The sequence below is a fragment of the Allostigmatella hybrida genome (assembly GCF_020103775.1).
GTDB classification, from domain to species: Bacteria; Myxococcota; Myxococcia; order Myxococcales; family Myxococcaceae; genus Hyalangium; species Hyalangium aurantiaca.
The window spans coordinates 28,392-46,926 of record NZ_JAHXBH010000045.1 but is presented as its reverse complement, the minus strand read 5'-3'; the positions used below and the strand labels follow the sequence as shown (position 1 = coordinate 46,926).

General features: G+C 69.2%; 16 protein-coding genes. 3 read left to right on the top strand and 13 right to left on the bottom strand.

The features are described 5' to 3' along the window. Positions 1-116: DUSAM domain-containing protein (locus tag KY661_RS35475; protein ID WP_263437628.1), on the top strand; the 116-nt coding region annotated here is incomplete at its 5' end. Positions 117-166: 50 nt separating this feature from the next. Here the strand turns inward: KY661_RS35475 and KY661_RS35470 are convergent. Together KY661_RS35470 and KY661_RS35465 are read right to left on the bottom strand one after the other, a co-directional pair. Beyond that, positions 167-397: a hypothetical protein gene (locus tag KY661_RS35470; protein ID WP_225414408.1), complete on the bottom strand. Its 231-nt coding sequence runs from the start codon at positions 395-397 to the stop codon at positions 167-169. A 297-nt stretch (positions 398-694) separates the two neighbouring features. Then, on the bottom strand, positions 695-2,044 hold the full coding sequence (locus KY661_RS35465) for a serine/threonine-protein kinase (RefSeq protein ID WP_225414407.1): 1,350 nt from the start codon (positions 2,042-2,044) through the stop codon (positions 695-697). Positions 2,045-2,169: 125 nt separating this feature from the next. Here KY661_RS35465 and KY661_RS35460 point away from each other — a divergent pair, with 125 nt between their 5' ends. Both KY661_RS35460 and KY661_RS35455 read left to right on the top strand, forming a co-directional pair. Continuing rightward, on the top strand, positions 2,170-3,354 hold the full coding sequence (locus KY661_RS35460) for a Fic family protein (protein WP_225414406.1): 1,185 nt from the start codon (positions 2,170-2,172) through the stop codon (positions 3,352-3,354). A gap of 202 nt (positions 3,355-3,556) precedes the next feature. Continuing rightward, positions 3,557-3,799, top strand: a complete 243-nt coding sequence (locus KY661_RS35455; protein ID WP_075006007.1) for a hypothetical protein — start codon at positions 3,557-3,559, stop codon at positions 3,797-3,799. Between the two features lie 177 nt (positions 3,800-3,976). Here KY661_RS35455 and KY661_RS35450 read toward each other — a convergent pair whose 3' ends face one another. The 11 genes from KY661_RS35450 to KY661_RS35400 form a co-directional block, all read right to left on the bottom strand. Beyond that, positions 3,977-4,432, bottom strand: coding sequence for an HNH endonuclease signature motif containing protein (locus tag KY661_RS35450; RefSeq protein ID WP_225414405.1), 456 nt, complete (start codon positions 4,430-4,432; stop codon positions 3,977-3,979). 119 nt (positions 4,433-4,551) lie between these two features. Then, positions 4,552-5,475, bottom strand: coding sequence for a hypothetical protein (locus tag KY661_RS35445; protein WP_225414404.1), 924 nt, complete (start codon positions 5,473-5,475; stop codon positions 4,552-4,554). Between the two features lies 1 nt (position 5,476). After that, a complete protein-coding gene (locus KY661_RS35440) occupies positions 5,477-8,176 on the bottom strand; it encodes a TonB-dependent receptor (RefSeq protein WP_225414403.1) in 2,700 nt (899 codons plus the stop codon). 215 nt (positions 8,177-8,391) lie between these two features. Next, positions 8,392-9,864, bottom strand: a complete 1,473-nt coding sequence (locus KY661_RS35435; RefSeq protein ID WP_225414402.1) for a DUF4340 domain-containing protein — start codon at positions 9,862-9,864, stop codon at positions 8,392-8,394. 18 nt (positions 9,865-9,882) lie between these two features. Beyond that, positions 9,883-11,511, bottom strand: coding sequence for a GldG family protein (locus KY661_RS35430; RefSeq protein ID WP_225414401.1), 1,629 nt, complete (start codon positions 11,509-11,511; stop codon positions 9,883-9,885). An 8-nt stretch (positions 11,512-11,519) separates the two neighbouring features. Continuing rightward, positions 11,520-12,239 (bottom strand): ABC transporter permease subunit, encoded by a 720-nt coding sequence (locus KY661_RS35425; protein ID WP_225414400.1) that lies wholly within the window; start codon positions 12,237-12,239, stop codon positions 11,520-11,522. 43 nt (positions 12,240-12,282) lie between these two features. Continuing rightward, positions 12,283-13,260 (bottom strand): ABC transporter ATP-binding protein, encoded by a 978-nt coding sequence (locus KY661_RS35420; RefSeq protein WP_225414399.1) that lies wholly within the window; start codon positions 13,258-13,260, stop codon positions 12,283-12,285. Positions 13,261-13,344: 84 nt separating this feature from the next. After that, positions 13,345-14,340, bottom strand: coding sequence for a hypothetical protein (locus KY661_RS35415; protein WP_225414398.1), 996 nt, complete (start codon positions 14,338-14,340; stop codon positions 13,345-13,347). 148 nt (positions 14,341-14,488) lie between these two features. Then, complete coding sequence (locus KY661_RS35410) at positions 14,489-16,585, bottom strand: sensor histidine kinase (protein WP_225414397.1); 2,097 nt, start codon at positions 16,583-16,585, stop codon at positions 14,489-14,491. A gap of 182 nt (positions 16,586-16,767) precedes the next feature. Then, on the bottom strand, positions 16,768-17,574 hold the full coding sequence (locus tag KY661_RS35405; protein WP_225414396.1) for a hypothetical protein: 807 nt from the start codon (positions 17,572-17,574) through the stop codon (positions 16,768-16,770). Continuing rightward, positions 17,571-17,831 (bottom strand): hypothetical protein, encoded by a 261-nt coding sequence (locus KY661_RS35400; protein WP_225414395.1) that lies wholly within the window; start codon positions 17,829-17,831, stop codon positions 17,571-17,573. Before KY661_RS35400 ends, KY661_RS35405 begins: the two co-directional genes overlap by 4 nt. Positions 17,832-18,535: the final 704 nt, after the last annotated feature.

Here is an 18,535-nt window from a genome sequence, read left to right as displayed (position 1 = left end):
TCGAAGGGGCACGCCAGCAGCTCCGCGACTGGCTGGCCGTGGAGGTCGTCCCGAGATACCGCCGTGCCGCCGAGGAGCAGCTCGCGCACCTGGACGAACTGCCCCCGAAGCCGTAACACCTTGGCAGGCTGTTCCTTACCAACGTCCAGCAGCAAGCTAAAACTTATTAACCTTGAAACTCGCCTTCACCTGGTAGTTGCATCCAGCGGCCAGATTCTACGACTTCATTTTCATCTCTCGGAATAGGCGTCTCGCGGTAGCGTGGCTGAGTTAGATCGAATTCACGGAGCTGGCCCGTCTCCGCATGACGCCATCCTTCAACACCGCGAGTGCATCCCTCAACGTCAATAGGTTTAACGTATTGCAATACAAAACCAACCGTCAGAAGATTTCTCATTCAAACCTCTTACACGGACAGCAACGTGCAGTCCTGCTCTCACCTTGTTTCGGGACGAGCCGCTGATGGCCTAGAAGTTCATCAGGACCTCAGAAAACCCAGCAACTTCAAGCACTTAGGCCGGAAACTTCACTTCAGCAAGTGCTCTTGCCGCTCTGCAACGCACTCGACTCTCCTGCTTGGAAAACATTCGCTCAGCCAAGTCAGGAGTTCTCAAGCATCCGGCTGACGCGACTCCTTCGCTCAGCACCGAATTTCATGAGCAAATCCGCACGCTTTGCCTAACATGAATACACCTCATTCTGAGGTGGCGGGACGGCGAAGTTCCAAGACAGGAACGTAACAACTGCCCTGCCAATCGAATGCGTTGTCGCCACACGGAGGCAGGGGCGCTTCACGAGGAAGCAACCAGCAGCCGCCATTAATCTCCTTCTCATACCGCTGCCCGCACGGGGGCCGACGCTGCCCTGGAAAGGGCTTCTTCGGCATCCCAAGCCCTACCCCACCCCGGGTAGAAGCCAGCAGTCCTCTATCGCCGATGGGAGGAAGCGCCGCCTCCGCGAGCCCCACTCTGTCCCCTTCGTCTGTCCGCACGTCTCCTGGCCCGCCCCTCATCGACAGCCGTCCTCCCCACCACCCCGCGCTCACGGCCAACCCCACTCCAGCCGCCCAGGCCAAGCCCCGTTTCCAGGGGAACTTCAGACGCGGTGACTTGGGCTGTGCCTTGGGTGGGAGAGGTGCCAGCCCCATCCCCGAGACAATGGGCTGATCCGCATGAGGCCCGGCACGCTTCTCCGCGTGCTCCAGCCCTTCCGCCACCTCGGCCGTGCGGCCCCGGGCATGCGGCTCGTCGCTCAACAGCTGGCGGATCCACTCCACCAACTCCGGAGCCAGTGAGCCCCACGTCTCTGGCGCCACCCAACCGGGCGAGACGAACTCGAAGCCTTCCTCCGTTGCATTCAGCTCCACCGGAGGCGGATACCGGCCCGCCACGAGGCGGTACGCCGTGATGCCCAGCGCGTACAAGTCATCCGTCGGCAGGGCCTCGTAGCGCGCCGTGGGTTGGTGGCGGTTCTCCCACTGGAAGCGCAGCGACTCGGGGCTGTAGTACTCGGGCGTCCCGGGCGGTGGAGGCTGACGGGTGAGCACCGGCGCCCTCCGGTAGTTGCACGAGCCGAAGTCCATCAACACCGCGTGGCCGTCCCCGGTCCGCACCCGGATGTTCTCGCCCTTCACGTCCCGGTGAACCCCCTCCTCCGCGTGCGTGGCCTCCAGCGCACGGGCCACCTGGGCCAGCACCCTCAACACCTGGCGCGAGGTGCGTGGCTGCTGCGCGGCCCACTCGTACAGGGACACACCTTCCACCCACTCCATCACCAGGTACGGGAACACACCCCCGCCCGGCATCTCCCATCCGCCCCGCTCGTGCAGCCGAGGCACGGACGGGTGACGGATGCGCGAGAGCAGCTCGGCCTCTCGCTCGAAACGGGGGTCCCGGTGGTGCAGCGCCAGCTTCAAGGCCATGGCCCCCGGCGGCCCCGCCACCGGCTCGACCTTGTAGACGGCGCCATAGGAGCCCTGGCCCTGAAGGCTCACCACGCGCCAGGAGCCGATCCGGGTGTCAGGAGGAAGATGGTCGTGGTTCACACCTCTTAATTAACCCACTGAAATCATTGATGAAAATGGTTATTAAAGGCTGCTTTCCTTGGGATGAGCGCTATTTAAGCCAAGGCTCTTTGACTTAAATAGCGCCCGCTCGAATGCTGCGGGGGATGACTGACACCTCATCCGCGCCCTCGAGGATGGGCCAGTTCGTGGAGACCACCGCCGCTGGGGAGCGTGTGCGGGCGTTCGTCCCGCCGCCCCTGCCTCCCGTCCCGCCCATCGACGTCTTGGGGCTGCTGAACCGGCTCAGCCTCGCCGAGCGGGCGCTGGGCCGCCTCGATGGAATCACCATGCTCCTGCCGCGCCAGGAGCTGTTCCTTTACATGTACGTGCGCAAGGAGGCGGTGCTCTCCTCACAGATTGAAGGAACGCAGTCGACGCTCTCCGACTTGCTCCGGTTCGAGACCGAGGCGCAGGAGGGTCAGCCCATCGACGACATCCGGGAGGTCTCCAACTACGTCGACGCCATGATGTACGGGCTCGAGCGGCTCAAGGAGTTGCCACTCTCGCTCCGGCTCATCCGCGAGATGCACGCGCGGCTGCTGCAAAGCGGACGCGGGGGCACGAAGGATCCGGGTGAATTCCGCCGTTCGCAGAACTGGATCGGCGGCACCCGGCCTGGAAATGCCCTGTACGTTCCGCCCCCCGTGACAGAGCTCGACGGATGCCTCAGCGCTCTGGAGAACTTCCTGCACGAAGAGCAGTCCCGGCTGCCCGCCCTCATCAAAGCGGGACTTCTGCACGTGCAGTTCGAGAGCATCCACCCGTTCCTCGACGGCAACGGGCGCATCGGCCGCCTCCTCGTGACGCTCTATCTGTGCGTCCAGGATGTGCTCCGCAAGCCGTTGCTCTACCTGAGTCTCTACCTCAAGACGCACCGGGCCGATTACTACCGGCTGCTTCAGGAGGTCCGCGAGCGAGGTGCCTGGGAGGCCTGGCTCGAATTCTTTCTCAAGGGCATTGAGGAGACGGCGAACCAGGCGTTCGAGGCAGCCACACGCATCGTCGAGCTCTTCAAGCGCGACCGGGAGCGCATCACAGCGGACAGCGAGCGAGCCAATTCCGCGCTCCGTGTGCACGAGCTGTTGCAGACGCACCCGTACCTCACGTCGAACCAGCTCGTCGATTGGACCGGACTGACGGCCCCCACGGTGAACGCGGCGCTTGCGGACCTGGAGCGTCTCGGCATCGTGGAGGAAGTGACCGGACGCAAGAGAGGCCGCGTCTTCGCTTACCGCAGCTTCCTCGCCATCCTGAACGAAGGGACAACGCCTTTGCAGGGGATGCCGTAGGGACTCGGAAGGGTGGAGCCCCTTCCGGAGGAGTAATCCCCTGCCCCACATGCAGGCAGGGGCGCGCGGCGCAGGGTTCACCCTGAAACGGGCAGATTATTTGCACCGGGCCCGGACTTAACGCAGGTTGATAAACTGGTACCCGAGCCCACACCTCCAGCATGGCGGTGCGGAGCGCACGCCTGAAGACCACGAGAAGACCATGAGCGAGCAGAAGTTCACCGCGAGCCCGGCGATCCCCGACCTGACCCTGATGGACTGGATCGCCATGCAGGCCCTCTCGGCCCGCATCAGCTCCGGCAAGGAGACGCCCGAGGAGGCCTCCAACGAGGCCGCCGTGACCTGGGCCTACAAGCTGGCCGAGGCCATCATCAAGAAGAAGGCCGAGCGCGAGGCCGCCGGCACCCGCGTACGCACCGAGGGCTTCTACCCCCTTGAGGAGTAAGAGCCTGTTCCGGGAGAGCGTTCCGGGAGGTCCTCGCTTGGCGAGCAGTCCGCCAGCGCCGGAACCTACTGAGGAAGAATCATCGCTAGGCCCCCGCCCCGTGCACAGGGGACGCCCTCTCAAGGACACAGGTGGTCAGAGACCGGAGGATGTGACCAAGCAAAAGGGAGGGAGTGACTAGTCCTCGTCCTCCTCCCAATTGTCGTCATCATCGAACTCGTCGTCGTCGTCGTCGTCGTCGTCTTCATCGAACTCGTCGTCGTCGTCCTCGTCCTCCTCCCAATCGTCATCCTCATCGAACTCCTCTTCGTCGGAGTCGATTTCATCCCCGTCCATGTCACGGGCGGCATAGCAGTCTTCGGCCCAGTGTCCGGAGCGGCCGCATCGAAAGCAGGCGTTCCGGTCCTCCTGGTGGATGCGGTCGTGAATGGTGTCCTTCAGTACGACCAAGTTCTGGGCACGGTTGTCCCTCTTATCGCCATTGATGTGATGGACATGTTCACCAGGATTTGGCTCGCGGCCGATTTTCTTCTCGGCAACCCGGCGATGGGTGAGAACCCAGCGGCCTTCCTCTTCGTCGAAGAACTGCGCGTAGCCACTGGAGTTGACTCGGGTCTTGAGTTTGCCAGCCATGGCTGTCCTCTCAGCGAAGCGCCTCTGTATGCTCCCTGAGTGAGGCTCGCTTCTGCAAGGACGTGGAACGCCTAATCCAAATTCACACCTTTAACTCCGCGCCCCGCCGCGCCCTCCCCTCACGGCGACCAGTGCGCGCGGCGGCTCACCCAGGACTCTCCTCCCCGCCCGTCCCTCACCACCGCCCAGAAGCGCACGTCCTGCGCGGTGTCCGCTTCCTCGGGCGGCTCCCACTCCGTGCGGTGCCGCCCCGGCGCGTCTCCCAGGCCCATGCCGCCCGTCTCCTCCGGCGTGAACTCGCCCAGCGTCGTATGCCACGACACCCGCCACGCCTCCCGGAGCGCCACAGACTCCTGCCGCAGCCCCGGCACCACATAGTCCTCCTGCAGCCCCGCCAGGTCCGCCACCTTCACCACGAAGGGCCCCGGCCCCTTCAGCTCCGGCACCGCGTCCGCCGCCCACGCCGCCTCCTCCATCAGGAGCCCCGGCAGCACCGGCAGCACGTTGGCCGCCATGCCCGGCACCCGCGGGCAGTTGAACACCATCAGCTTCTGCGCGTACACCTCCTCCTCCCCCGCCCTCGCGTGCAGCACCAGCGGCATCCGCAGCCCGCCAAACCCCTTGTACGGGTCCTTCTCCCGCACCCGATCCAGCAGCCGCGTGCCGTCCGCCACCGTCAGGTCCCCCAGCCGCACCCGCAGCGCCAGCTCCCGCTCGTTCGTGCTCCCTTCCGTCAGCGGCACCCGGTCCGCCGCCTCCTCGCACGTCTCGTCCTCCGGATCCGCGCACGCCCACAGCGTGTAGTGGATGGCGCGGCCCTCGCCCACCGGATCCACCAGCAGCGCCCGGAACGTCACCTCCTCGGCGAACGCCGCGCGCGCCTCGGCCGTGTCCTCGCACGTGGGCGCCATCAGCTCCGGCCGCTCCGTGGCCAGCCCCAGCACCCGGAAGTCATGCACCCGCGAGGGCTTGTCCTCCACGTCCACGCACCCCACCGCCCCCAGGCACAGCACGAGCGCCGCGTTTCGCATCAGGGCCTTCATCTCAGAAGCTTCCTTTCACACCCAGCACGGGGAGCAGCGGAATGCCTGGCACCTCGTACTCCTCGCGGTACCGGTAGTCGTTGAAGACGAACTCGGCGTTCTTCGAGTTGGCCAGGTTCTGCACGTCCAGGTACGCCGTGAGCGTCCACCGGTCCATCCGCCAGCTCTTGTCCACGCGGATGTCCAGCTGCTGGAACGAGGCCGCGCGCGAGGAGAAGTAGGGCCCGTAGGTGGGCTGGTAGAAGTTCCCATCCGAGCCGTAGCGGTCCGGCCCGCCCGCCAGCGGCGTCACCGGCCGGCCCCGCGTGAAGCGGAAGCGCCCGCCCAGCTCCCAGCCATTGCCCAGCGCATAGCCCGCCACCAGCGTCAGGATGTGCGTCTGGTCCCACTGGCTCAGCCCATACGCGGCGTCCTCCCGGCCCCCGTCGATGATGGGCAGCGGCTTCTCGCGGCCGTCCTCCGCGCGGCTCAGCGTGTACGAGAGCCAGCCGTGCCACTTGTCCGTCGCGGACGTGCGCTCCTTCTTCACCATCAGCTCCAGCCCGTACGCCCGGCCGAGCCCCTCGTTGCTGAAGCGCTCTTGGATGATGGTGCCATCCGGCAGGGTGCGGACCTGGCCCGGGGACACCACGTTCTCGTAGCGGCGGTTGAAGAAGCCCGTGAGGTCCACCTGGAGCCCGTCCCGCACGCGCTGCTCCACGCCGAGGCTCGTCTGGAACGCCCGCTGGTAGCCCAGCGACGGGTTGCCGTACGGCAAGAAGGCGAACCGGGGCGTCTCCGGCGCCTGGCTGTAGAGCCCCGCCGAGGCCTTGAGCGCCGTGCGCTCGCTGGCCGTGTACCGGGCCCACAGCCGCGGATCCAACGCCAGGTTGCGCTGGCCGCCCACGCGCTGGAGGTTGGCGCGCACCCCCGGCGTGAGCGTGAAGGCCCCCACCTTGTGGTCCGACTCCAGGAACAGCGCCCCGTCGAAGCCGTGCAGCGTGAGCACCTCCTTCAGCCGCTCCGCCTCCGGCGCCGCGCCGGGAAACGGCACGTACTCGAAGCCCGGCGGCGCCTCGGCCTCGATGTCGAAGTGGCCCCGCTCGAAGAGCACGTCCACGCCCGTGCGCACGGTGAGCGTGGAGGACAGCTCCAGCGCCACCGTCTCGCGCGCCCCCAGCGTGTAGACCGTGTCCCGCTCCTTGTAGGCCCGGCCGATCTCCGTGTCGTACTTGTCGATGCCCACGTAGGGCGTGAACACGGAGGTGAGGTTGCCGCGCCGGTACGTCCAGTCACCTTTGAGCCGGTGAAACAGGGTGTGCGAGCCCAGGGACAGGTCGTTCGCCTGGCTCTCGCCGGAGGACACCAGGGTGAGCTGATCATCCGAGCCGAACGCCATGATGGAGCCCGTGCTGCGGCCCCCCGCGGGCTCGGGGCCCTCCTGCTTCCGGGCGCCGAAGTCCACGCGCAGCTGGTAGTCCCAGTAGCGCGGCACGATGGAGAGCGTCTCGCCCTCCTCCTCCGGCAGCACGAGCGGCAGCAGCGCGTCGATGTAGGAGCGCCGCGCCGAGGCCGCCACGCTGATGCCGGGCGCCACCGGGGCCTCCACGAAGAAGCCCGCGTCCAGGAAGTCCACCTTCACCGAGCCGTGCAGCGTGTCGCTCGCCCCCTTGCGCGTGGTGACGTCCACCACGCCGCCCACCGCGCGCCCGTACTGGCTGCCGTAGCCGCCCGGGTAGAAGTCCAGCGTGTCCAGGAACTCGGCGTTCACCACCGAGGGCCCGCCCAGCAGGTGGAAGAGGATGGGGATGCCCACCCCGTCCATCAGCGTGGCCGTCTGCCCCGGGTTGGAGCCGCGCACCAGCAAGTCCCCGGCGATGAAGGGCGCCCGCGCCACGCCCGGCAGCGTCTGGAGCACGCGCACCGGATCCCCAAAAGTCCCCGGCGTCTTCTGCGCCTCCTCGCGGGACACGGTGCGGCGGACCACTTCCTTCTTGGGCCGCTCGGAGCGCACCACCGTCTCGAACGCGCCCCCCGCGGGCACCAGGTAGAAGACCACCTCCGCCGTCTCGTCCGGCTTCAGCGTCTCGGTGGTCTGGTAGCGCTGGAAGTTGGAGGCGATGACGCGCACGTCGCACGTCCCCGGTGCCACCTGGAGCGTGAAGCGGCCCTCCTCGTCCGAGGTGGCTTCCGGCGCCTCCGGGTCCTCCCCGCAGCGCACCGTGGCCCCCGCCACCCGCGAGCGGCTGCCGCGCGAGATGAGCTGGCCGGTGAGCGTGGCCGAGGCCGGGGGCGCCTCCTGCTGGGCCGTGCCTTCCCCGGCGGGTGCCTGGGGGGTGAGGGTGAAGTGGTAGACGTACTCGACCTGCACCGGGGCGGGCACCCCATCCACCTCGGCCGGCGTGAAGCGGAACTGCCGCACCGCCTCCAGCGCCGCCTCGCCGAAGCCGTGCGCCACCGGCTCGGCGAGCGTCACCTCGGCCACGGTGCCGTCCTCGGCGATGGTGAGCAGGAGCCGCACGTCCGCGGTGAGCCCCTGTGCCTGGGCCTCCGCCGGGTAGCGCGCCTCCACCGCGTGGACCAGCGTGGGGGACTTGGTGAGCTGCGGGGTGGCCGCGGGGGCCTCGGCCTGCTGAGAAGGCTGCGCTTCGGAGAGCACCGGAAGGCTCACGAGCAGCGAGGCGGCGGCAAGCACTCCCCGGGTTTTCATGTTCACGGACATGGGGTCAGGTTCATCTCGGCAACGAGAGGATTGTCCGTGCTCCGGCGCACCGGAGCCGCGGTGCTCAATCGAGCAGGACCGAGTCAGCGTACTCCATCCCGGCGGACCCGGCCCCACCCGCTTTCATCGCGGGCTGGACCGGAAGCGCGGAATGGCCTCTCGCACCGCCTCGAACTCGCCCCGGCAAGGCCCCCCGCCCGCGCGATGGACTCCCGCTACTGCATCTGCCGCGCGCGGAGCTGCTCCTCGATTTGCTTGCGCACCTCCGGGGGCAGCTGGTCCAGGCCCTGCATCGCGCCCGGCCCGCCCGGGGGCGGCGCCTGTTTCTGGAAGAGCTGGAGCCCCTGCCCCAGCCGCGCCTTCACGTGCTCGGGCACGGCATAGGCCAGCGTGTCCAGCGTGGTCCGGGCGAAGACTTCCTTCAGCCCGTCCGTGCCCGCAGGCGCCTCCTTGCCCAGCCGCAGTTCCTGCGGCCGCACGCCCTCCAGGGACACCTCGATGAGCGCCGTGGGCGCGCCCACGCCCAGCTGGGCATCGGTCCGCGTCCCCTCCAGCACCCGCGCCGCGCGCAGCGAGCTCACCCAGCCCAGGGTGGCCTCCACCTGGTTCGAGTCGAATGCGAAGCCCTCCGGCAGCTTCCTCGGCTCGATGACCTGCCACTGGTCGCCGTGCCGCGCCGCCTGCACCACCGTCGTGCCCGACTGCAGCTTGAGCTTCGTCACCTTCGTCGGGTCGAACCGGAACAGGTGCAAGTCCCTCAGGTCCACCAGGCGCTTGCGCAGCACTTCCGCGCTGTAGGCCGGGAGCTGGAACACCTGCGGGTTGCCCTCCACGCGCGCGGCCACCGCCGGGCCCGGCGGGCCCAGGTGCACCGTGACGCTCTTGCCGTCCTTGAGCTTCGCCTCCACCGCGTCGTGCGCGCCGCCCAGCCCCGTGGCCGTGTCCGCCGCCGCCTCGCCCTCCAGGAAGTCCTCGGCGCTCAGCGAGGCGAGCTGCCGCGCCACCTGATCCGCCTGCTCCGCGTCGAACCGGAAGCCCGGCGGGAGCGCCGTGCCCTCCGCCACGCTCCACGCGCCGGGCTTGTTCCCGGCCACCAGCGTCAGCACCTCGCCATCCTTCGAGCGCAGGGTGAGCTGGGTGATGTCCTCCGGCTTGAGCGAGAGCATCGTGCGCTCGCGCCAGTCCTTCACGTCCTTGCGCACCGCCGCGTCCAGCCCGCCGCGCGCCACGAACACCTCGTTCGTGCCCGCCTTGCGCACGTAGGTGCCGCCATTCTTCGCCGCCTTGCCGAGCACCAGCGCCACCGCCGGCGCGCCGCCCTGCGTCACCTGGAGCGTGAGCCCCTGGGCGTCATCCAGCGCGTACTCCGCATGCGTCTCGGCGCGGTCCGTCACGAAGTCCAGGTTGCGAAGCCCGCCCAGCGCCTCCAGCGCGCGGGAGACCTGGGAGCCATCCGCCGCGTACTTCTGCGCCGGCTGCCCGGGGTCCATCACCCGCCACGCCTCGCCCTCCTTCTCCAGCCGGACCTTGCGCGCCCCGCCCAGCTCCAGCGCGGACACCTGGTCCTTGTCCACCTTGGGCAGCTCGAGCTTGCGCACGCCCACGCTCACCCGGTCCTCGCGCGTGGCGAGCACCACGGCGAGCAGCACGGCGAAGATGCCTACAACGATGAGGGTTGCCTTCTTCATCGCGTCGTCTCCTCAGGCTCAGACGGTGACCCGGCCGCGGCGTGACTCCCGCAGACGCCAGCGCACCAGGCCAAAAGCGGTCAGCAGGAACGGAATGCCCAGCACGTTGCCGTACTTCACGGCGTTGCGCGTGGCCTCCGGCAGGTCCTTCTCCAGCGGCGCCTCGGCCATGCCCCGGGTGCGCATGTTGAGCAGCCCCGCGTCCAGCAGCAGCCAGTCCGCCACGTTGAGCAGGAACGCCTGGTTCGCCGGGCCCATGAAGTCATCCCACAGCGCCGCCGAGCCGCCCGCGACGATGACGCGGGGCTCGCCCTGGCTCTCGGCCCGCATCGGCGTGGCGGCGCTCATGCCCGCCTCCTCCGCGAAGTGGCTCTTGAGCTTGCCGGACACCTGGACGATGAGCGGATAGGGCCCGCCCACGGACGGCGTCTCCGTGCGCCAGTCGCGCCGCGGGTCGATGTTGAAGGGCTTGGACTCCAGCCAGCTCGTCTTCGAGGACTTCGCCAGCACCGTGCCCTGCACGCCCGCGGGCGTCTGGAGCGACACCTGCGTGGTGAAGGGCAGCATCACCCCGCCAATCCCCTTGGACACCGGGCTGTCGCCCTCCAGCTGCGCGAGCAGCGGGATGAACGGGTAGGGCACCGGCACGTCGATGACCATCATGCCGCGCTGCTCCTGCATGGCGAGCTGCCCCGAGCGCGCGTCCGCCACGAGCTGGTCCCCGAGCTTCACCCCGTAGGTGGCCAGGAGCGGCGCCAGGCCGTGCTCCGCGTCCGCCGGCTGGAAGGTGCGCGAGTCCACCTGCACGGCATCCAGGAAGAACGCCACGCTCTTGCCCTCCATCAGGAACTGGTCGATGGCCTTGAGCGCGTTGGGCGGCAGCGCCGTCTTCGGCCCGATGACGAACAGCGCATCCACCGCCGCGTCCACCCGGTCCGCCGAGCCCAGGTCCACCGGGCGGACTTCATAGAGCTGGCCGAGGAGCTGCTGCATGCGCCGCAGCTTCTCCTGGAGCGCGGGCTCGCCGTGCCCCTGGAGCACCCCGAGCACCGGCGTCTTGGGGCGCGTCAGCTTGCGCACCAGCGTGGTGAAGTCGTACTCCAGCGTCTGCGTGTCCGCGAGCACCGGGATGATCTCCTTCTTCTCCTGGTGCTGGAGGACGAGCCCCATGTAGGCCCGCCTGGTCTGCACCTGGTCCTCCTCCACCACGCGCACCTCCACCGGCTGGATGCCCTGCTCGGCGAGCTCGCGCTCCACCGAAGTCGGCTCGCGGTAGGCGCGGCCGAAGATGTCGCGCTTCGTCTCGCGCTTGGCCTCCTTGTCCGCGTCCGTCTCCTGGGACATGGGGTCCACGAACTCGAAGCTCAGCCGGCCCTTGGAGGCGGCGCGGTACTCCTCCAGCAAGTCCCGCACGTAGCGGGCGTTGCTCGCGTACGGCGGCGGCAGCTGCTCGGTGAAGTAGGCGGTGACGGTGACCGGATCCTTCAGCTCCGCCATCGCCTTCTTGGAGGCGTCCGAGAGCGTGTAGTGCTGGTCCCGGGTGAAATCCACGCGCGTGAAGAGGCGCAGCCCCAGGATGTTGAGCAGCACGAAGATGCCGGTGACGGTGATGAGCAGGATGGTGGTGTTGAGCGTGTACTTGTTCATCACGGGCCTCACTGCCGGGTGGTGTTCACGCTGCGCGCCGTCAGGCCCAGCGCGATCACCGTGATCGTCACGTAATAGAGGACATCGCGCGAGTCGAGCACGCCCTTGGCGATGTTCTCGAAGTGGTAGTCCACCGAGAGGTACTGCAGCACCGCCGCGAGCCCCTGCGGCAGCACCACCGCGAACTTGTCCACGAAGTAGAAGGCGAAGCACAGCACCAGCCCGACGATGAAGCCGACGATCTGGTTCTTGCTCAGGGCGCTGGCCCACATGCCGATGGCCAGGAAGCTGGAGGCCATCAGCATCAGCCCCACGTAGCCCATGGCCACCGGGCCCCAGTCGAACGAGGCGCCCTCCGCGGTGAGCGCCGCCACGCTCAGCGGGTACGGCAGCGTGAGCAACAGCCCCACGCCCACCATGCCCATGGCCGCGAAGAACTTGCCCACCACCACCTGCCAGTCATGCAGCGGCATGGTGAGCAGCAGCTCCAGCGTGCCCGTCTTCCGCTCCTCGGCGATGAGCCGCATGGTGATGGCCGGGATGAAGACGACGAAGAGCACCGGCGCCAGCCCGAAGAAGCCCCGCATCGAGGCCTGGCCCGCGACGAACAGCGTACTGAAGTAGAACCACCCGAGCGTGAGCAGGAAGCCGCCGAGCACGATGTAGGCGATCGGCGAGTTGAAGAACGCCCTGAACTCACGCCGGGCAATGGCAAGCATCATTCCCATGCGCACCCTCGAATGAATTGAACAACAACCGGAGCGGAGGGCCTCACGCCGCCCGCGGCGCGGTCTCGGGATTGGCGGCCTCGCCCCCGGTGAGCTTGCGGAACGTCTCTTCCAGGCTCACGTGCTGGCGCTTCACCTCCAGCAGGCACAAGTCATGGCGCACCGAGGCCTCGAACAGCGCCCGGCGGATGTCCTCCTGCCCGTAGCGCAGCCGGAAGCCCAGCGTGCCGCTGCCCTCCGCCTCGCCCGGCTCCACCCGGGTGACGCCCGGCACCGCCTCCAGCACCGTGCGCACCTGCCCGGGCTCCAGCGCCGCCCCGGAGCGCGAGGCCAGCACCACCGTCACCGTGCCGCCCTGCGCCGTGCTCAGCTGCTCGGGCGAGTCGTCCGCCACCACCCGCCCGTCGCTGATGATGAGCACCCGGCTGCACGTGCTCTGCACCTCGCTCAGGATGTGCGTGCTCAGGAGCACCGTCTTCTCCCGGCCCAGGTCCCGGATGAGGTTGCGGATCTCCACAATCTGGTTCGGGTCCAGGCCGCTCGTCGGCTCGTCGAGGATGAGCAGGTCCGGCTCGTGCAGGATGGCCTGGGCGATGCCCACGCGCTGGCGGTAGCCCTTGGAGAGCTGCTGGATGTCCTTGCCCAGCACGCCGCCCAGGCCACAGCGCTCCACCGCGGAGCGGATGCGCTCCTTGCGGCGGATGCGCGGCACCCCGCGCACGTCCGCGGCGAACTCCAGGTAGTCCAGGACCCTCATCTCTTCGTACAGCGGGTTGTTCTCCGGCAGGTAGCCGATGAGCCGCCGGGAGACGACGGAGTCCTCGACCACGTCGATGCCGTTGATGTGCGCCGTGCCGGACGTGGGGGTGACGAAGCCAGACAAAATCTTCATCGTGGTGGACTTGCCCGCGCCGTTGGGCCCCAGGAATCCCACCACCTGTCCCCGGGGCACCTGGAAGCTCACCCCGCGCAGCGCCAGGGCATTGCCGTAGGACTTCGTCAGTCCCTCAATGCGAATCATCGGTTGAGACACGATGCCGTACCCTCGTGAAGCGACCTCATGGCCGATGCAAGGCCCGCACCTATAAAGCCTCGCGGCGGCCTGTCAACGTGGCATCGGGGAGATTTCTTCCCAGGGCCGGGAATTTTCCGGTGGCCGCGGCAAAGGGCTCTCCAGCTCGCACCGCCGCAGCATCGCGTCCGGGCCCCGCGCCCAGAGCTCGATGCGGCCCGGGGCCGGGCTCACCGCCACGGGCCTGGCCTCCGCGGCCCCTTCGAGCGCCCGCCATGGCTGCCAGCCGCCGAGGCGCTCCTCGAACAGCAGGTGCCACAGGGTGTGGTCCGCCCCCTGCGTGAAGACGTCCAGCCGGCCTGGCCCCCAGCTGCTCACGGTGGGCCCCGCGGTGAGCACCCCCTCCCGCGCCTGCCACCGCCCCCACCCCCCCTGGTGCGCATCGAACGTGAGCTGCCAGAGCCCGTTCTCGATGCCCCGCCCGAAGACGTCGATGCGGCCCTCGCCCCAGCTCACCGCCGCGGGCTCCGAGGTGAGCAGCCCCCCCAGGGGCTTCCAGGGCAGCCACCGCCCCTCGGCCGGCGCGTACTGGAGGTGCCACAGCGCATTGCCCGCCCCCCGGACAAAGACATCCATCCGCCCCGAGGCGCTGGAGGTGACGGCCGGGCCCGAGGTGAGCAGCCCCCCCAGCCCCTTCCACGGCAGCCACCGGGCGCGCGCCGGCTCGAACTGGCGGTGCCACAGGGTGTTGTTCGTGTGGCGGGCGAAGACATCGATGCGGCCATCCGGCCAGCTCACCGCGGCGGCCTCCGAGCTGAACGCCCCGCCCAGCGGCTCCTGGGCCTGGAGCGTGCCCGTCTTCGCATCCAGCACCCGGTGGACGAGGCCGTTGCGCGCGTTGCGCAGGAACACATCCAACTGCCCGCCCGCCCGCACACTCACGGCCGGGGGCGCGGGGGAGCGCACGTGCAGCGGCTTCCAGCACGCGCCGGCCCCGGGCACGTCCGCCTCCGAGGCCTGCGCGAAGAGGGCTGGAACCAGCAGGCACAGCCACACCCCGGCCGCCCGTCTCAACGTCGATGTCCGCACCGGAGGCTCCTGGAGAGGGAATGGCGCCGGGCCCTGCTAGGCACGAAGCACGCCAACCGCCGCTCCAGGGGCCGGCAGGCGCCCCCGTCTGTCTTTGACTGGGTTTGGACGTGTCAGCCGGTGCGCTGACACGTCCGGCGGGGCCGCCTCAGCGCATCCCCACCGGCCCGCGCGGCAGGTACACCTGGAACAGCGTGCCCTCCTCCGCCGTGGAGCGCACCTCCATGTGGCCCCCGTGCGCGCGGGTGATTTCCCGGGTGATGAACAGCCCCAGCCCCAGGTGCTCGCGCGTCGCCTCCTCCCCCACGAGCTGAGCCTGCGGGTAGAAGAACGGGTTGAACATCTCCGTGAGCATCTCGGGCGGAATGGGCTCGCCCTCGCGCCGCACCTCCAGCACCACCTCCATGCCCTCGGCGAGCAGCCGCACGTCCACCGGCCGCTCCACCGGGCCCGTGCGCAGCGAGTAGCCCAGGAGCGTGCCCAGGAGCTCCACCAGCCGCTCCCGGTCCCAGATGCCGCGGGCGTCCCCGCGCTTCACGTAGCGCACCAGCCGGTCCGGGTGCTCCAGCTCCACCGCGGCCACCACGTCCTGCGTCACCATGTCCAGGTCCACCCGCGAGCGCAGGAGCACCAGCCCCGCCCCCAGGTACGTGCGCGTGAAGTCCAGCACCTGCCCCAGCGTGCGCCCCATCCGCTCCGCGCCCTGGGAGATGCGCGCCGCCGCCTTGGTGTCCGGCTCCGCCAGCGTCCCGCGCCGCAACAGCGTGGAGGCCGCCATGGTGATGGCCGACAGCGGCGCCCGCAGCTCGTTGCCGACGATGTCCATCAGCCGCTCGCGCACCGCCTCCGCGCGCTTCTGCTCGCGCAGGTCCCGCGTCACCGCGCCCAGCGCCACGGGACGGCCCGTCTCCCGGTGCGCCAGGGTGAAGAGGTGGTGGCGGACGGGAATCGCCTCGCCCGTGCGCCGGTGGCGCAGCCGCAGCTCGCCCTCCCAGCTGCCGCGCTCGCGCACCGCTTTGAACGCCGTGCGCGCCAGCTCCCGGTCCTCCGCCAGGTACGTGTCCATCACCGAGGCGCTCCGGAACGCCTCCGGGCTCTCGAAGCCCAGGAGCTCCCGTCCCGCCGGGTTCAGGTACATGGGCTGGCCGGAGAGCGAGGTGATGCCGATGCACTCCGAGGAGCGCTCCACCAGCGTGAGGAACTGCTCCTTGCGCTCGGCCCCCACGTCCGACTGCACCACCACCGCGCCCACCACCGCCCCGTCCACGCGCACCGGCACCGCCGCGATGCGCGCCAGCACGTCCCCTCCCGCCTTCGCGTGCCGCACCAGCAGCTCGCGCGTGGTGGCCGTGCCCGTGAGCGCCCGCGCCAGCGGCTCGTCGTCCGGGGACACCGGCTCCTGCGTCTCCGGCGCCCGGGGCTGCAACCGCTCGAGCAGCGCGCCCCTCCCCGCGGGCACCGCCGGCGAGCCCTCGCCGCCGAGGAGCTCCAGCGCCGCGCGGTTGGCCCGGAGCGGGCTGTCCTCGGAGAGCACGTAGGCGGAGCCCTCCACCGAGTGCAGCACCCCGTCCAGCTCCGCCTCGCGCCGCCGCAGCAGCGCCCGGAGCGTCTTCAGCTCGGCCTCGCGCTCGGCCGCGGCCTTGGCCGCCTCCGCGTGCGCCAGGAGCGTGCCGCCGCCGCGCGCCACGAGCCCGAGCCCCCGCTCCTCGGCCTCGCCGAAGGCCCCGGCCCGGGCGGACACCACCACGAGCACCGCGAGCAGCCGCTCGCCGCACGCCACGGAGGCCACCACCAGCGCCCGGGCGCCGAGCTTGCGGCAGGCCTCGCGCTCCACGCGCGCGTCGGCCTCGGTGTCGTCACAGCGCCACACGAGGCGCGCCTTCGAGGCCGCGCCGCCGGGGTTCAGCTCCAGCCCGAGCTTCTCGCCCACCGTGCGGGCGAGGCTCCCGGTGGCCACGCGGCCCACGAGCTCGCCCTGCTCCAGCGTGGCCAGCACCGCGCCGGTGGCGCCGGTGATTTCCTGGGCGCGCGCGGCGAGCAGTTGCTTGAGGGCCTCGCCCTCACCGCGGTCCGCGAGGGTGGCGGCCTCGCCCGGAAGTTCGCCCAAGCGCTGCGGCGTGTCCTCCGGGCGGACCGTGGCGGTCACCGCCGAGGACCGGACCGAGGGCAGGCCGGTCTGGGACTTGCGGGGGGAGTCATCGGAGCGAATGGTGGGGATCGACGTCTGAGACTTGCGCGAGGACATGGCCTGACTCGGATACCGCGTGAACCGGCGTCAATGGAAGCCTGCAGGACAAGGCTACCGCACCCCGTGGCCCCATGCGCGCCCCCCGCACATCGTCCCCCGATGTAGTGGCGCCGCAGGAGGGGAAGTGTGGGAACACTTGACGCGCGAGGACGAGCGCGGGCGCCGCGGGCCTCAGAAGACTACTCCGCGGATCCTTCCACGGCTCGCTTGCGTTCTTCCCAGTCTTCCAGGGTTGGCGCCACGGCATGAAGCGAGTGGCGCTTCAGCCTCCGGTGATGGACCGCGAAGCAGCGCTCCCCGGCGATGGACACGAAGGCATAGGGCTTGGCGGGGTGGTGCAGCAGCCAGGCTTCAGCCTCCGCCCGGGTGCCGAATGCAGGCATCCGCTCGGGGAATCCTTGGGCAACCATGGCCTCCATCACCGGCTCGATCGCCGGGTCCCGGTACAGGCCGCGCGCCCCGTCTTCGCGCGTGTACCAGACCTGATGGTACTCATCACCAATGAGGATGCGGGCGGGGCTCGGGGGTTCCGCGGCCCCTTTCAGCCAAGCCTCCGCCGCCTCGCGGCTCGGGAAGTGGGCGATGGCCACGGGCGCATGGTCCTCCTGATGGAGGAAGAAGTCCTCGGCCTCATCAAGCTGCCCCGTCTCCGCGATGAAGCCCAGGAGGGCAATGAGCACGGAGAGGTGCCTCCGCTCGGCGTCCGGGAAGCCGTTCATCGCCGCGTGGAGCAGTTCCAGGGCCTGATGCGCGAACATGCCTGGGTGCGCGCTCAACCGCGCGCGGACAGAAGGATATGAGGAGCGCGCCGTTTCCTGGAGGGCATCCTCCAACAGGTACACTTGGCCGGTGACATGGACGAAATCGCTGAGGGCTCGCAGATATCGCCAGAGCGTCTCCTCTTTCTCACGGCCCATTGAAGCCGCCGCTTGCCGCCGGGCCGCGATGAGCAGCGCAACACCTGCCAGCGCCTCATGGATCTTCACCTGCACGCCTCCGCGAGGGGAGGGCTCACGGGCCCTCCAGGGGAAGCTTCCGTCACGAGCAGCAGGGGCACCAGCGCCAGTGCCACCCCGCCCGTCCCCACCGCGGCCACGGCGAATGCGACGCCGGCAATCACCACCACGGCGCCCACGGCCAGCTCCGTGCGATGCTTTTTGATCCAGTCAACGGCCGGATCGACTGCATCGAACTCGGCGGCATACTCCTCCGCCCATTCCCCCCGTCCCTTCTTGCATTCCACCGCCGCTTCCATGCAGTTGCTCGGACACCACCATCCTCTGGCCCCGCTCCAGGGCTGTGCCTGAGAGGCCATGTACTTGCGGTGACCAATCACGAATGGCTTGCTGCTCTTGAGGCAGTCCCTCACGCACTGGTCATGCCGGCCATCGCAGTATGCGTTCAAGGCAGAAGAGGACACTCGCACGATGGTTTTCTGGGCACGGGCCGTGCTCCAGGTTCGCTGAAATCTCGAAAGCTCGAACTCCTTCAGCGGAACCCACGCGTGCGAGACTTTTCCGTTGGAGTGTTGCTCCACAACGAGCGCGTACCGGGCCAGGTCCTGGGTGCCCGCAGGTCTCAGCGCTGGAGCATGCGCGGCCTGACAGGAAGCGAGCAGGACGGCCGCAAGGCTCACTGTCATCGCTCGCTGCACCATCGAAGCCCTTCTCATGTCCGCGCCACCTCCTGAATTGCGTCAGCCCCCCCGGGCTCCCGAGGTTCGCAGCCTCGCCGAAGGCCCAGACCCGGGCGAACACCACCGCGAGCAACCGCTCGCCACACGCCAGCGAGACCACCACCAGCTCCGATACCGCGTGAACCGGCGTCAATGGAAGCCTGCACGACAAGGCTACCGCACCCCGTGGCCCCATGCGCGCCCCCCGCACATCGGCCCCCGATGTAGTGGCGCCGCAGGAGGGGAAGTGTGGGAATGCTTGACGCGCGAGG

Coding starts and splice junctions, on each gene's coding strand:
- KY661_RS35430 (WP_225414401.1), bottom strand. CDS start 11,511: ATGAACAAGTACACGCTCAACACCACCATCCTGCTCATCACCGTCACC.
- KY661_RS35440 (WP_225414403.1), bottom strand. CDS start 8,176: ATGTCCGTGAACATGAAAACCCGGGGAGTGCTTGCCGCCGCCTCGCTG.
- KY661_RS35425 (WP_225414400.1), bottom strand. CDS start 12,239: ATGGGAATGATGCTTGCCATTGCCCGGCGTGAGTTCAGGGCGTTCTTC.
- KY661_RS35445 (WP_225414404.1), bottom strand. CDS start 5,475: ATGAAGGCCCTGATGCGAAACGCGGCGCTCGTGCTGTGCCTGGGGGCG.
- KY661_RS35410 (WP_225414397.1), bottom strand. CDS start 16,585: ATGTCCTCGCGCAAGTCTCAGACGTCGATCCCCACCATTCGCTCCGAT.
- KY661_RS35435 (WP_225414402.1), bottom strand. CDS start 9,864: ATGAAGAAGGCAACCCTCATCGTTGTAGGCATCTTCGCCGTGCTGCTC.
- KY661_RS35470 (WP_225414408.1), bottom strand. CDS start 397: ATGAGAAATCTTCTGACGGTTGGTTTTGTATTGCAATACGTTAAACCT.
- KY661_RS35450 (WP_225414405.1), bottom strand. CDS start 4,432: ATGGCTGGCAAACTCAAGACCCGAGTCAACTCCAGTGGCTACGCGCAG.
- KY661_RS35420 (WP_225414399.1), bottom strand. CDS start 13,260: ATGATTCGCATTGAGGGACTGACGAAGTCCTACGGCAATGCCCTGGCG.
- KY661_RS35460 (WP_225414406.1), top strand. CDS start 2,170: ATGACTGACACCTCATCCGCGCCCTCGAGGATGGGCCAGTTCGTGGAG.
- KY661_RS35455 (WP_075006007.1), top strand. CDS start 3,557: ATGAGCGAGCAGAAGTTCACCGCGAGCCCGGCGATCCCCGACCTGACC.